This window comes from Nocardia sp. NPDC051052 (assembly GCF_044456045.1).
GTDB lineage: Bacteria > Actinomycetota > Actinomycetes > Mycobacteriales > Mycobacteriaceae > Nocardia.
Genome location: NZ_JBITFL010000020.1, coordinates 35,172 through 49,205 on the forward strand (window position 1 = coordinate 35,172; position 14,034 = coordinate 49,205).

The 14,034-nt window shown below is 62.8% G+C and carries 14 protein-coding genes and 1 pseudogene; 3 read left to right on the forward strand and 12 right to left on the reverse strand.

Going from position 1 to position 14,034, the window contains the following annotated elements:
- Position 1 precedes the first annotated feature (1 nt).
- The 6 genes from ACIBCN_RS41250 to ACIBCN_RS41275 form a co-directional block, all read right to left on the reverse strand.
- Entirely contained in the window at positions 2-1,303 is a 1,302-nt protein-coding gene (locus ACIBCN_RS41250) for an APC family permease (RefSeq protein ID WP_396997885.1), read from the reverse strand.
- The gene (locus ACIBCN_RS41255) at positions 1,296-2,495 is read right to left on the reverse strand and encodes a nitric oxide synthase oxygenase (protein ID WP_396997886.1); all 1,200 of its coding nucleotides are present in this window, start codon (positions 2,493-2,495) and stop codon (positions 1,296-1,298) included. The genes ACIBCN_RS41250 and ACIBCN_RS41255 overlap by 8 nt, the downstream gene beginning before the upstream one ends.
- A gap of 483 nt (positions 2,496-2,978) precedes the next feature.
- Complete coding sequence (locus ACIBCN_RS41260) at positions 2,979-3,200, reverse strand: hypothetical protein (RefSeq protein ID WP_396997887.1); 222 nt, start codon at positions 3,198-3,200, stop codon at positions 2,979-2,981.
- Positions 3,201-3,344: 144 nt separating this feature from the next.
- Entirely contained in the window at positions 3,345-3,863 is a 519-nt protein-coding gene (locus ACIBCN_RS41265) for a hypothetical protein (RefSeq protein ID WP_396997888.1), read from the reverse strand.
- Between the two features lie 248 nt (positions 3,864-4,111).
- The gene (locus ACIBCN_RS41270) at positions 4,112-4,429 is read right to left on the reverse strand and encodes a prenyltransferase/squalene oxidase repeat-containing protein (RefSeq protein WP_396998056.1); all 318 of its coding nucleotides are present in this window, start codon (positions 4,427-4,429) and stop codon (positions 4,112-4,114) included.
- A 121-nt stretch (positions 4,430-4,550) separates the two neighbouring features.
- Positions 4,551-5,432 carry a helix-turn-helix transcriptional regulator gene (locus ACIBCN_RS41275; RefSeq protein ID WP_396997890.1) on the reverse strand — a complete coding sequence of 294 codons (882 nt, stop codon included), beginning with the start codon at positions 5,430-5,432 and terminating at the stop codon, positions 4,551-4,553.
- A 339-nt stretch (positions 5,433-5,771) separates the two neighbouring features.
- Between ACIBCN_RS41275 and ACIBCN_RS41280 the strand changes: the two genes are divergently transcribed.
- From ACIBCN_RS41280 to ACIBCN_RS41290, 3 genes and pseudogenes are all read left to right on the forward strand, one after another.
- Positions 5,772-7,220 (forward strand): MFS transporter, encoded by a 1,449-nt coding sequence (locus tag ACIBCN_RS41280; RefSeq protein WP_396997892.1) that lies wholly within the window; start codon positions 5,772-5,774, stop codon positions 7,218-7,220.
- A gap of 289 nt (positions 7,221-7,509) precedes the next feature.
- Positions 7,510-8,403, forward strand: coding sequence for a TIGR03620 family F420-dependent LLM class oxidoreductase (locus ACIBCN_RS41285; protein ID WP_396997893.1), 894 nt, complete (start codon positions 7,510-7,512; stop codon positions 8,401-8,403).
- 85 nt (positions 8,404-8,488) lie between these two features.
- Positions 8,489-8,839 (forward strand): annotated as a pseudogene (locus ACIBCN_RS41290) (ISAzo13 family transposase); the annotation flags it as partial.
- A gap of 259 nt (positions 8,840-9,098) precedes the next feature.
- Here the strand turns inward: ACIBCN_RS41290 and ACIBCN_RS41295 are convergent.
- The 6 genes from ACIBCN_RS41295 to ACIBCN_RS41320 form a co-directional block, all read right to left on the reverse strand.
- Positions 9,099-10,223 carry an MAB_1171c family putative transporter gene (locus ACIBCN_RS41295; RefSeq protein WP_396997895.1) on the reverse strand — a complete coding sequence of 375 codons (1,125 nt, stop codon included), beginning with the start codon at positions 10,221-10,223 and terminating at the stop codon, positions 9,099-9,101.
- Between the two features lie 6 nt (positions 10,224-10,229).
- Positions 10,230-10,721, reverse strand: coding sequence for a hypothetical protein (locus ACIBCN_RS41300; protein ID WP_396997897.1), 492 nt, complete (start codon positions 10,719-10,721; stop codon positions 10,230-10,232).
- A complete protein-coding gene (locus tag ACIBCN_RS41305) occupies positions 10,718-11,173 on the reverse strand; it encodes a hypothetical protein (protein ID WP_396997898.1) in 456 nt (151 codons plus the stop codon). The genes ACIBCN_RS41300 and ACIBCN_RS41305 overlap by 4 nt, the downstream gene beginning before the upstream one ends.
- A gap of 65 nt (positions 11,174-11,238) precedes the next feature.
- The gene (locus tag ACIBCN_RS41310) at positions 11,239-12,084 is read right to left on the reverse strand and encodes an aldo/keto reductase (RefSeq protein WP_396997899.1); all 846 of its coding nucleotides are present in this window, start codon (positions 12,082-12,084) and stop codon (positions 11,239-11,241) included.
- Positions 12,085-12,121: 37 nt separating this feature from the next.
- A complete protein-coding gene (locus ACIBCN_RS41315) occupies positions 12,122-12,634 on the reverse strand; it encodes a pyridoxamine 5'-phosphate oxidase (protein ID WP_396997900.1) in 513 nt (170 codons plus the stop codon).
- A gap of 3 nt (positions 12,635-12,637) precedes the next feature.
- The gene (locus tag ACIBCN_RS41320) at positions 12,638-13,858 is read right to left on the reverse strand and encodes an MFS transporter (RefSeq protein WP_396997901.1); all 1,221 of its coding nucleotides are present in this window, start codon (positions 13,856-13,858) and stop codon (positions 12,638-12,640) included.
- Positions 13,859-14,034 lie beyond the last annotated feature (176 nt).

Consider the following 14,034-nt stretch of genomic DNA (forward strand, 5'->3'; position numbering starts at 1 on the left):
GTCATCCACCGACGTTACGGGTCGAAGTGTCGGCTTCCTTGCTCGGCGCACTCACCTCATTCTTCGTATGACGCTGAGACTTCGCATGTTGCAGTCCCTGCCATATAAGTATGGAGACGAAAACTGCACCAGCTAAGATCAGGTCGCGCCACGAGGCGACAAGCGTTACGAGCCCACCGCCCAGGGCGACTATCGAAATCGTCCGCTCATGCACCGATCGACTGAGGCGCAATAATGAACCACACGCCAGCAGATAGATCAGAAGGAAATTTACGCCGGCTATCGAAAACAGAACTGAGGCCGCATCTTTACGGAACACGCCGAGCAGGCTGACGGTTGATATTATTCCGATACCCATCGGTAGCGCGGCTACGGCGCTACCGCGGAATATAGGTCTAGAGAGTATGTGCGGCAGCGTTCTTTCGGTGGAGAACGTTGAGATGAGTGAGATGTATCCGTACAGGTTCGCAAAAAGGCTTGCCAGCATGATCAGCGAGGCAAGAGCGTAGATGGCGGTCGTGTCGATGCCAAGTACCGATGCCGGAGCCGCGAGCGACAACGCATCATCGGTGCCCGACGATGCGCCATCGCTCACTACCAGCAGCAGGTATAGACCGACGACAATGAACCAGCTGGCCGCGAGGACAGCGCGATAGGCGCCACGGCCGCCCCGCATGTCCCGGCTGAGGAAAGTAACCAATTCCCAACCGGCAAAAGCAAAGAAGGCAATGCCGACCGCGCTGACCGACGCGGCGGATGGAGCTCCCACGTTGGTCAGATTGTCGGCGCTACCGTTCTTGCACAACGCGCCCGCCACGATACAAACGACGACGAGTAACGAAAACAGGCTTGTGACTGTTTGAAACCGGGATGACGATTTCGTGCCCAGCCACATCACCATGCCGGAACCGACGATAGCAGCGATCGTGACCAACGGGATCGGACTCGTCCAGTTGAATATCGTGCTGATGTACCCGCCAGTGACCAGCGCTATACCAGGTATGCCGACACTGAATGTCGAGATCAGCAGAACCTTTACATAGCCGGACAGGTGGCTACCGAGACCGGCTTGTACCAGCTCGTGGATTCCGGAACTCCCATCGACATAAGTTTCCAGACGGTACAAGCACCACAGAATGGCGGCCATGAGGGCAGATCCTATGATCCAGGTCCACAGCGCGCCGTGCCCGGCGACGAGCCGTACTTGTCCTGGCAAGGCGAGCAGGCCACTGCCGGTAACGATCGAAACAGCGAAGGCAAGTGTCGCCGGGGTGCCCAGTTTCTTGCTTCCCGAATCACCCATGTGCCGGGCATCCCTGCGGTGCGATCTGTGCGTCTCGCATCAGAAAGTTCGGGCGCAGAGTGAAATTCGGACTATCATACGACCGGTGAAATGTTGGGGTAGTGGACGCGGAGATCGGCGGGTTTATCCAGGACCAGTCCGTGGGCACTTTTCGCTTACTCTGCGATTCGCGTTCCACATGCCTGATGAACTGTTTCGCGGCGGTATGGTGGTCGACGATGTGAACTCCGGCCTCGCTGTAGCTCCATTGCACAGCGTAGGTAAGCTCAACTGCCGCACGATCTTTCCATAATGTCGCGTCCCGCCGGGTATCCAGACCCATAGCGCGGGCAACGTAGGGCAGCATATTGTACCGGCTCTCATCCGAGAGGTTCCGAGCGCCGATCTCGGATGATACATACCATCCGCTGAACGGCGCGGCGCGGAAATCTAGACCACCGATCGACAGTATCTTGTCGCTGATAGCTGGATTGACGTGCCATCTCAAACCCAACGCCCCGATATCCGGGTAGTCCGGATGTTCGATCCGCACTTCCATGATGTATTGCGGCGGAATCTCGCACATGGTGACCTGACCGGATGGAGATTTGATCAACAGTGGCAGCACATCGAACGCTGTTCGAGCGGGGGCCCAACCCAACCCGAGAGCTGAATCGGTCAGCTCGAGGTGCAGCGGATCGCCGAGTATCGAGCCGTCCGCTTGCCGATACCCCGCATACCTGATCAGTTGAGGATTCAGAATCTCGAACCCCGTACCGTTGCTCGACTGCGGAAACACGGAGACCACGGCCCGAAGAGCACCGTTGTTGGTCGAGTACTCCAGGTGCTCCAGGCATCCCTCGAAGACGTCATTAACAGTATCGGCGCGACGGAAATCGAGAACCTTCAGTGTGCGCCAATGCATTCTGCCATTGCACCGTGCATGGTTGCGCCAAGCGAGCATCGCGCCGAACCTGAGCTCGTCTCCGGTAAGCTCGTATGAACCGCCTTCTGCTATTTCCTGATCGACATTAGATATCCTGGAATCAGGGACCGTGACGAACTCCTTCAGTGCCGTACAGAACCGCTGATATTCGTCGAAAAGTGAGGATTCTGTGGTAATGTGCGGCGGGCCGGGAGACGCAATATGGGCGTCCTGATGATCCAAATAATTCGTGCAAGAGTTGTTGCCGTTTGATAATTGGCTACTCACTGGTGCATCCCCCGATCGTATTCATGGTGTCGACAAGAAAGCGCAATTCAGTACTTGCCCCGCATCGTCCCGGAAGTGGTCTTCGATGTGACGAGAATTCCCTCGCCTGCGGGCATCGAAGTACTGAGGAGGCGAGGGTCGAATCAGCTCACCTCGTCAGGCAATGCAATTCCGGAAGGCGATATCGGTTTGTCATCAAGACGCTGGCTTCGCGTCGATGTCATGGCAAACGTTAAGAGGGATTGCCGCATCGCGCAACCTTTCGATTATCGATTGAGCAGAATGCGCAACTTCGGGCCGCTCTGCGTGTGCGCTCTGCGCACTGTGACAGATTTACGAAGTAAAATCTGCTCCGCACGCCTTCCTCGAAGGCTATTCGGACCCGGACTGCTCAGTCAAACTTGCTCGCCTTTAATTCTTTGCTAATTTGTTCCATCTTGTTCTGGAACTGTTAATCTGCAACGGGCTACTCACGGGTGTCCGTCAACCGCACACCGGGGTGAGAGCCGATCTTCCCGCGCGTGGAGTTGTTGGCGCGCTTACTATTTCGGGCAGCGGACGAACGGTGCGCCGGGCATGATCGACGAACGCGTCGACCTCGGGGCGACGGCTCGCCCTCCAGATCAGGGACGAGATCACCACCGGAGCCTGCTGCAGCGGTATGTAGGCGACGGCGGGGTGCTGGTAGAAGTCGGCAGTGGACACAGGGGTCACCCCGAAGACCGACTGCGTCGTGGCGATCGTGGTGACCCAATCTTTTGTCCGTCACGTGGTAGTGACGGCGACGAGGGGGGCCTCGCTGCAGCCTGCCGCGATTGCTGCCGCTGCGACCGCGAACAAGTGAACAACTCAGGTGGATTTCGACTTGATGGTCGGGTGCATGCCAGGCCCAGGCCCCTCCCCACATCGTTTGGTGAACCACCCCGGTGAGCCCGGAGACTTTCTGGTTTGAGAGAGCTGTTCGCGTCGATCCTGCCCAGCCGAGACAAACCAGGGATTGAATACCTCGTGCACGAGCACCCGCGCTCGGTTGGAGAATTCGATTTCGTAGATGCGACCCGGAGATCCAGTGGGCAGGAGCCCGAAACTATCCGTGGTGACTCCGGCAACCAGGATTTGGCGCCGTTCGAGCAAACCGAGATTGCGGGTGTGTAATCCGAAAGGAATATCGCCTTTCGGTATTAGCAGATCGCGGTCGCGCAACCGGAAGGTGACGATATTCTCGCTCACCACCGCGGCGGTGTCGTCGCGCAGCCGCGAGCGGCGGATACCGAGATCATCGTGTCCGTCGACACCGAAGACGTGAAAGAGTCGGATGTCGGAAGGTACCGGGCTGACGTCGATTTCCGGCAACACCTCGGCCGCCAACGCCGAGCCCACGAGTGATTGCAGCAGCACGGTGGTTGATCCGTCGTTGTCCAGTATCATCCTGGTCAATGGCGGCATGTTCGACATAGTCGTAAATTCGGGATACAAATCCATTCGCAATATCCTTGTGTTATTATCGATTCTCAGTATTTGTTCAGCTTCTTTCCGGCATCAACACGGCTTGAATGGTGATAAACCCTTCGTCGGTCGTGTCCGACGGGGCATCGAATTGCCGGGAGAAACCTCCGTCACGGCTCTGGTGGTGGGCCAACCAGTCGAAGCATGCCGTCGGCGGGCTCAACATCGAGCAGGTACAGCGTGGCCACGGCGTGATACCCAGGGAAATTGCCGAAACCACCATGCGGGTGCCGGCATCGTCGCAGAAATTTATGGCAGCGCTCGATATCGAAGTCCCGGCGGTTCAGGAAGTAGGTGGCGGGCGCCACGCAATAGGTCGTGAACAGTTCCGACGGCAGCCCAGGCGCTTCACCGAATCCGCCGTAGCGGTTCTGTGACGTGAACAGATAGCTGGTCCGACGCGTGGCCTCGGCGTTGTCGAGCGGCAGGCCGAGCGCCTGGGTGCCTTAAAAGCGCCGGATCTGGTGGATCGCCAGTTCCGGGTCGAGGCGCCGAACATGCTGCTGGTGGCCGATTTCACCGGTGTGCCGTTGTGTCGGGATCGTTCGTCTATATTGCGTTTGTCATTTCCTGCGCCATCGGAGTCGTCGCGCTGCCCAGGAGCCGTAATGCCGCTTCCGACGGTGAGCCGGGCTCGGCTGTATAGGCGATCAGGCGCTGGCCTGAGGCGCTGGGGATGACGAGATTCTCGAAGCTGAGCTCTATCGCACCGACCAGCGGGTGATGCAGGTGCTTCACTCCGGAGGTGCACGTCCGCACCGGGTGCCGGGCCCAGCGAGAGGCGAACTCGGCACAGTTCATGGTGAGTTGACCGACGAGCTCAGCCAGGGAGCGGTCGTCGGGGTGGCGACCGGCGACTTGGCGCAGGGACGCAACGGCGAGTTGTGCCTGGTCGTTCCAGTCTGTGTACAGCTCCCGGTACTGCTCGTCCAGGAAGAGCATCCAGGTCAGGTTGGGGCGGGTGGCGGGTGTGTCAGGGCTATCGGGTGCCAGGTGTCCGGCGAGCAGCGCGTGGCCCAGTTGGTTCCATGCGAGGACGTCGTTGCGTCGGTCCATAATGAGGGCCGGTATGTCAGTCATAGCCGCCAGGAGCTGTCGGGCCGAGGCGCTGGCGTGCGCCACCCGGGGCGGTACGGGGCGGGACGACGCGGCAGCGGGGCGGGCGAGGTCTTTCAGGTGGGCCGTCTCGTCGTCGGTAAGGCGCAGGGTGCGCGCGAGCGCCTCCAATAAGCCGTCAGAGGCACTGGTGACGCGGCCTTGTTCGAGGCGGGTGTAGTGGGTGATGCTGACGGTGGCGAGCATCGCCAGCTCCTCGCGGCGCAGCCCGGTGACGCGGCGGCGGGTCGGGTGCGGGGTGATGCCGACATCCTCGGGGCGCAGTGCAGCGCGGCGCGACTTGAGGAAGTCCCCCAGCTCGGACGGGGCGTCCATTCATACCTCCAGGTTGGCGGACAGTGACAGGCTGTGGCCACTGGCTTCCCGTGACGGCCGCCGGTTCCGAAGGCCGGTAGCCGTAAGAGTGGTCCTGTGATGACTACCCTCGTGCAGGTCGGCGGACTGCGACAGGCTGTGGTCACTTACCTCCCATGATGCCCGCCGGTTCCGAAGGCCGGTAGCCGTAAGGGTAGTCATGTAATGACTACCCTCGTGCTGACTGTGCAAGGCAGGGTTCTAGCTGGGAATCCGGACGCCGACGATCCTTTCGGTAACCGCGTGTGACGCCACCGAGCGCACCGCGTGTCAAGAACCACGAGGAAAGGACTCGACGTCATGTCTGTCACTGATACGGAGGCGACCGGCCCCACGGCCGGCCTTACCGTCGGCACGGCGCCAGCCGTGCTCACCCCCCGGCACCGGCTGGTGCTGGTGTTGCTGCTCGCAGTGCAGTTCATGCTGGCCGTGGACTTCGCCATTCTGAACGTGGCGCTGCCGGTGATCGGTAAGAGCCTGGGCTTCTCGTTGACGAACCTGCAATGGATCGCCACCTCGTTCGCGCTGTGTGCGGCGGGCTTCACCCTGCTCTTCGGCCGGATCGCGGACATGTTCGGCCGCCGCCGGCTGTTCCTCGGCGGCCTCGTGGTCCTGGGCGCGGCCTCGCTCGTGGGCGGACTGGCGCAGAACCCGGAGATGCTGATTACGGCCCGCGTATTCCAGGGACTGGCCACCGCCGCCGTGACTCCTGCCGCGCTGGCGCTGATGACAACCTCGTTCCCGGAAGGCCCGCTGCGCCAGAAGGCGCTTGGACTCAACGGGGCACTCATGTCCAGCGGATTCGTTACCGGTGCCATCCTCGGCGGCGTGCTGACCGACCTGCTGTCGTGGCGATGGGCGTTCTTCATCAACGTGCCCGTCGCCCTCGCCGTGCTGATCATTGCCCCGAGGGTTATCAAAGAGTCCCGGCCTGACGAGCGCCCCAAGCTGGACGTGCCCGGTGCCCTCAGCGTCACGCTCGGTCTGTTGGCCATCATCTACGGGCTTACCCAGGCGGGGGAGAAGGGCTGGAGCTCGGCAGGCACCCTGGTCTCGCTGGCGGCGGGCGCGGTGCTGCTGCTGGTGTTCTACGCCGTCGAGCGCAAGGTGTCCGCGCCGCTTGTGCCGCTCGCCGTGCTCCGCAAGCGGTCGGTGGCCTGGGGGAACTTCGCCGGTCTGCTCGCGTTCCTCACCTTTACCTCCCTAGTCTTCCCGCTGACCCTCTACCTCCAGGAAGTGCTCGGCTTCTCCCCGTTTATCGCCGGCCTGTCCTTCGGCTTTCTCGGCTTGGGAACGGTACTAGGCGGCACCACGGCCTCGAAGGTCATCGGGAAGATCGGTACCAAGCAGACGCTGATCGTCGGCGGCATCCTGCAGACCGTGTTCACTGCGGCCCTGGTCGGCCTCGGCGACGACCACTCGTGGATGTGGCTGATGCTGGGTGCCAGCTTCCTCGGCGGCATCGGAAACATGCTCGCTATCGTGGGTTTCATGGTCACCGCCACTTCGGGGCTCCCCGACCGCGAACAGGGACTGGCTACCGGCCTCGCCACCATGACCCAGCAGGTCGGCATCACGATGGGCACGCCGATCATGAGCGCTGTCGTCACCGCCGCCATGGCCGGTACCGGAGCTGCGGCCATCCTGGGCGGTCTGAAGGTCGCGATCGCGGTGAACGCTGTCATTGTGCTCTTCGGCGTCTTTACCAGCGCCGTGTTCCTGCGAAGTGACCGGCCGACTGTGCAGTAACGGCGGGCGGGCCGAGCCGCTGGGTGCCGCTGCCGGCCGCGACGACCGGCAGCGCGAGGAGGCCCGCTGGGAAGCCCAGGATGCTCGACCCGTACCGGGCGCACCGCGTCCCGGTACGGGTCTTACCGGCTCTTCACCGAACCCGTACGGCTGGCTGGCTGGTCGGGGCGCACGGCGGCAGCCGGCAGGCGGGTCCGTGAAGTACTGACACGAACAGGTCATGGACTTGCTTCGGCGTCCTTTGCAGTGGCCTGAGCCTGAGCACACTATCGACTATGAGGACAATTCGATGAATAGCATGAAAGCCCTCGAGCTCGGGGCCTTCGGTATCTACACCTTCGATTTCGAGAATCAGCCCGCCGCGCAGATGCGCGATTCGATCCAGGAATTAGAGGAGCGAGGATGGCGGTCGTTCTGGTTTCCTGAGTTGCTCGGCCGTGACGGATTGACCCACGCCGCTTTCCTTCTCTCCTGCACCGAGCGGATCCGCATCGTCAACGCCATCGCACAGATCTGGTCCCGGGAGGCCAGGTGGGCCTACGGCGCCGCAGCGCTCCTGGCCGACGCGTACCCCGACCGGCACGCGCTGGGTCTGGGCTTCGGCGGCGTGAGTCGACCGGGGACAACACCCTTGACGGCGATGATCAAATATCTCGACGAGATGGACGAACTCGAAACACCCAACCCTGCCCCGCGGGCCCCGATGCGGCGCTTTCTGGCCGCGTACGGACCCAAGATGATCGCCCTGGCCCGCGACCGCTCGGACGGCGTTCAGGTTTATCACGCCAATATCGCCCACACCGGGCGCGCCAGGGAGATCGCCGGGCCGGACACGTTCCTCGCCATCGAACAGCCCGTGCTGTTCGAATCCGACCCGGATACCGCGCGTGCCATCGCGCGGGAACATATGTACCCCTACCTGGCCAGTGAGTACAACATCGCGAGATTCCGCCGGCTGGGGTATTCAGATGCTGACATCAGCGGCGGCGGTAGTGACCGCATCATCGACGACTACGTCTTCTGGGGTGATCTGCCGACCATCGTCGAGAAGCTGCACGGTCACCTCGATGTCGGCGCCGACCACGTTGGCGTGCAGGTGATCGGGATCGGGCCGGGGCAGTCCGCTATGCGGTACTGGCGCATGCTCGGTGACGCACTGCTACCGCACGGCTCTGTTGTGTGAAACCGCCATCAGCGCACCTTCTGAACCGGCCGCACCGCGCCGGATGGGGCAGCCCAACGTTTCGGGTTTCGAAACATATTGTGGTATGGGCGATTTCGTGTTGACCGAGGCGGAGCTTGCAGTGAAGTTCGAGGTGGTGCTCCCGCATCTGGACGAGCGGCAGCGCCGGCTGGTGTTGGGTGCCGAGGCGCGGACGCTCGGCCGCGGTGGCGGCCGGGTGGTGGCGCGGGCGGCGGGGGTGCGGGAGGCGACGGTGTCTCGTGGGGTGACCGAGTTGGAATCCGGTGCGGCTGCGCTGGGTCGGGTTCGCCGTGGCGGGCGCAAACGAGCCGCCGATCTCGAGCCCGGGCTGGTGCCGGCGTTGCTGGCGCTGGTCGAACCCGATGAGCGGAGCGATCCGATGTCACCGTTCGCCAGGACCGGGCGCGAATGGCGGCCGAGGGGCGATCCGGTGCCGGCGGATCACCGTCTGCCACATCCCGCCCGGCACACAATGCTGTTGCTTGAAGCAGCGAGTACTTCGTCACAGGCGTGGTGACATGTTGGTGATGTGACCTTGTATCGGTCGTGCATCCTTGTATCGGGTTGTCGGATCATGTGCACAGTGTCGGGGCTCCCACCTGGGCGCGCCGATCTAGAGGCGTTGTTCGACTCACGCTCACGCTCCCGATCGGACGGTGACCGGGAGGCCAAGCTCAGGCCGCTTCGCGGTCTGTCGACAGGAGGGAGCGCAGCAGGCTCAACTGATCGTCGAGCGCTCGGGTGCTCGGGCGGATCGGGCGTGGCGCACCGGCGCCCTGTGCGGCCGATGTCGGCGTGATGTACTCGCTCAGGTCCGAGAGGATGTGGCTGACCGCGTCCTGCGAATGTCCTTGCCGGTCTTTCCCTTCCGTTGGGGAGACGCCCAGCAGCAGGAGGGCGTCCTGGCATTCGATCGCGCGACGGTACTTCCGGTACGGGATGTCGATGCGGTCGCGCAGCCCGGACGGGCCGCGTCCGGGTGGAAGTATCACGTCCGGGAATGCCGCGGTGAGCAGGCGCCAGATCGGGCCCAGGCTGCGAAAGGCGCGAAAGTCGTAGTAGCACCGGCGAATTGCGGCCGAGATGTTCCACAGCGACGTGAAATGTAAGCCGAGCACGCAGGCGATCACAGCGGCCTGGGTGAAGATGAAGTTGAGGACGCTGTACCAGGCGAACCAGTTGCTCACCATGAGCTGCGCGGCCACGAGGGCCAAGCGGTTGATACAGGTAATCGCATACGCGGTCATGCCGATCGCGCCCATGCCGACGCCGATCGCGACATACCCCCGCACGACGCGGGTGATACGGAAGCACGCGAGCGCTGCGGTGCCGGAACAGTAGAGGAAGAACAGATTTCCGACAATGTAGATGCCGACGATCTTCCAATCGCCGGTGTACTGGTTCTGCAGCGGATTGGTGCGCTGCGCCGCGGGCGTCGTCACCATCAGTGTGGCCATAATCGCACTGGCCACACACGCGGAGGCGAAAAACGGGCTGCGCCACCACACGTCGTTGAGGCCGCGCCCTAACGGCCGCAGCAGATAGGCCGCCAGCAACGCCAGGCTTATGGACACTCCGGTATCCATAATGATTGCCGCGACCCCCGGAATGTTCGTGAACGGAACGTATTTCCGCAACGGGGGAATGCCGGCCAAGCCAGCGATGGTGAAACTGAGTAGCGAGACGATCAGCATCGTGGTGCGCTGGTCCCGCCGGGCGCTCAGCGCCAATTCGACGATCTTGATCATCAGGGCGATACAGAGAAATCCCGACAGCAGATACTGAAGTTTGGTCGCCATGTCGTATCAGCCCCCCGCGAAGTACCGGTACACATGCCGGGCAATCGGTGAATCGGTATAGTCGTCGGTCATGGATTCGGCGAAAGCCGCCGCCAAAAGCTCAGCCTCCCGCTCGGAGGTGGTGTCGTAGGCCGACCGAAAGCGCACCGTCGCATCGCCGGGGGCGACGCGATCGAGCAGCGAAAGATTCGGTTCGTATCCCGGCAGCTTTTCGCCCTCGTGTTCGCAGAGGATGTGCGCGATCTCGTGCAGGACGATGTGGTCGCGGTGGCCGCCAGTGGCCAACTCCTGCACTACCACGATGTCGTCGCGCTCGCGCGAGATCCATACTCCCATCGGACCCGGAATCGGCAGCGGCCATTCGATTACCCGGATCGGCCGGTTGCGCAGCGAACTCAGCTGATCGCACAGCTCGTAGGCGCTCGCATACGAATCGAGGGACAGCGAGCGCGCATATCTTCGGCAGGCGTGGACATTGCGGAATCGAGTTGATTTCACTTTTGGTCGTCCAACATGTCGAGAATGGCGATGAGCTGGTTGCGCAGTTCCGGTGTCATTTTTCCCGCGCGCATCGCGATGTGCCGCACCTGTTGGTACTCCACGGGCGAGAGCTCTTCGTCCACGGGTGTGGATTCCTTAGCGGCGGACGCTCCCGACGCGAGCCAGTCGACTCCGATCTCCGGAGTTCCCTCCGCCCGATGATCGTTGAAGAAGCGAACCAGTGCGATGACCATCGCGATGGACGGATTCGAATAGCGTCCGGACCGGAGCATGCCGAGATAGCTGCGGGACATCTTGACGCGATAGCGGTCATTGTCCTGGGTGATGAGGTCGGCGACCTCGCCGGTGGTGAACGTGCGCCACCGGCTGTCGGCATCGCGATACCTGACCGTCGAGAAGAGGTACTCGAGCCGGTCCGCGAATGTCTCGCCGCTACCTGGTACTCCCACGCTGTCGCTCCGTTCACCGAGACATTCTCGAGGATCGGTTGAGGCTAGTATGCCAGCGGCCTTGGTCATCGCCGGACCCGGGAGGTGTGGAACGAGCGGGCATACCGGGCGACCTCAGCCGCCTCGTCCGGCCCCAGCGGACCCGCACAGGCCGCAGCGACGTTGTCGCGGAAGTGCTCCGGGCGCGATGTCGCGGTGAGGGTGGAGGTGACCTGCGGATGGGCCAGCACCCAGCGCAGCAGGGCCTCGGTCCAGGTGGCGCAGCCGAGTTCGCGCAGCCATTCTGTCGGCGGTGGTGAGGCGAGCAGTTCACCTTCGCCGAACGGGCGCATCACCAGCACTCCGATCCCGTTCTCGGCGGCCGCGGGCAGAATGTCTTCGGCCAGTTCGATTTCCGCCGCGTTGAGGTTGATCTGGACGAAATCGACCAGACTCTCGGTGACGATGTGCAGGAGATCCGCGCGAGTGCCGCCGAGTCCGAAGGCGCAGTCGAATTGGTACGTCGCACCGGTGAATTCGACCCGACCGGCCGCCTTCTGCCGGTCCAGCCAAGCTAGATTGCGTCGCCAGCCGTTCAGATTGTGTACCTGCAGCAGATCGATCGACGACCGCCCGTAGGCCCGCAGCTGATCGGCGAAGACGGCGTCGACCGCCTCCGGGTCGCTCTCCCAGATCTTGGTCGCGACGAAGAACCGTCGGTCGCCGTGGATCAGGGCCGCGAGATTGGTCTCCGAGGTGCGGTAGACGGGGGCGGTGTCGACGAGATCGGCGCCGGACTCGAGCGCGGTGCGCAGCACCTGTCTTAGTGTGTCCAGATCTGATCCTTCGAACGTCCGCCAGGTGCCGAGCCCTACCACCGGGAGGTCGATTCCGGCCTTGTGTGCCTTGCGTCGTGGCACCGTTAAGGTCATCAGTGATCTTCCGTCCTGGAATCTATAGGAATAGTGTTCAGTCCCAATGAATTCCGTACAGGAGTTCCAGATCGACGAGGACCACCACGCGCTGTTCCTTGCGCATCGCCGCGTCGTACTGCGTCCAGTCGGGGTGCTCGCCGCCGCCCGCCTTGCGATAGATCGTGCGCATCAGTTCGGCGTATCGATCGTCGTCGAGTCGCAGATCGGGATTGTTGGTGGCGAAGCGGTCGTCCCACGGTCCGAAGACGAGCTGGGTGCGGCCCTCCGTCGTCAGCCACTTGCGGTCGTGGTGCACGGTTAGCGATGCCTGCTGTGTGACCGCCAGGCGGGCGACCCGCCGGGAATCGCCGTAGGCCACGTGCGCCATGCTCGGTGCACCCGACACCGGATGCTCGATCAACCCGGCGTTGATCACACTGGTCGGTACCCGGCCCTCCGCGGCGTTGGCAAACACCATCAGTCCGCCGGTCGTGTCGATCAGCGATCGCAGCGTCGCGACGAGTGGATCGCTCCAGCCGGGGCGAACGGCACGCTTCTGCAACGACATGAGTTACCTTCCTTGCGGCTCGGCCGCGTCGTTTGTCTGCTGACTGGTCTTTTCTACCGCCTTCGACGCTCTGCCGCGCTCCCGGTCGGAGACCAGCGACAACGTCATGAGGACGACCACGACCGCCGAAATGCCGTGGTACCCGGCGAAGTGGGTGATCAGGACGCCCCCGATCACACCGCCGATGGTGGTGCCCAGATACATCGTCGAGTTGGTCAGCGCCGACACGGTACCGCGCGCGGTGGTGGTCAATCCCTGCATGGTCGCCATGAACACCGGGAACACGAAACCCCCTGTCATGAAGATCCCGCAGAACAAGGCAACGGCCACAACGAGATTCGGAGCGGACGGCAGCGCCGCGTAGAGCACGATCAGCACCGCGATCGCGGTACGACGCGAGTTCTGCAGTCCGAGGCGGTTGGACAACCGCGAACCAAATAGCGAGCCAACGGCATTCGCGGAGCCGAGGGCGATGATCGCCGCACCGACCTGGGTCACGGTCAGGCCGAATCCGTTGGTGAACCAGGTGCCGATGAACGAGAACGAGGTGAAGTTAGCCGTCTGGAACAGCAGGTAGGCAATGAAAAGTGCTGGTGCGGTTGGCGTTCCGAGGAGATCGCGGTAGGTGCGCGCCAGTCCGGTCAGCGAACCGCTGCCCAGTTGGGGCACCTGCGGGAAGTGCAGCCGCACCACACCCGCGAGTACCAGTGCGACCGCGCCGACGACGAGAAACGGTGAATGCCAAGTCCACCCGGCCAGCGCGCTGCCGATCGGTACGCCGATCATCTGCGCGATCGACAGGCCCGACGTCGCATATCCCATGGTGCGCAGAATGTTCTGTGGCGGCACCAGCACTGGGATCGAGGCCCAGATCTGTGGCGTCACGAAGGCCGCCGCCACCCCGGTCGCGAAACGCAAGGACACCATGGCCCAAAACGTGGGGGCGAACGCGCACGCGGCGGTCAGCACTGCGAACGCCACCAGCCCTCGGACCAGCATGGTCTTGCGGTCGAGCCGATCGGATATCGGCCCGGCGACCAGGGCGAGCAGCGCATATCCGATCGCGTACGCCGACACCATCCAACCGGACCAGGCCGGATCGTTGTGATAGGCGTGAGTGAGAGTGGGCAACAGTGGCGCCACAAGGAAGGTGTCGGTCCCGATCGTCAGCATGACCAGGAACGACAACCAGGAGACGCGTCCGGCGGACCGATTCGACGGCATGTCCGGCAGACTACCGTAGGCCTCATGTCATGGCAGGTGCACGAGATACGTTGCGGCGCATAAGATCAGGGTGGTACTGCGGCAACAGGGTGTTGGTGCAGTACCGGGCGGTTTCACGGCGCTGGCATGGTGAGTGATGTCCGTCACGCGCATGTATCGGGAACTGCCGGTAGCGA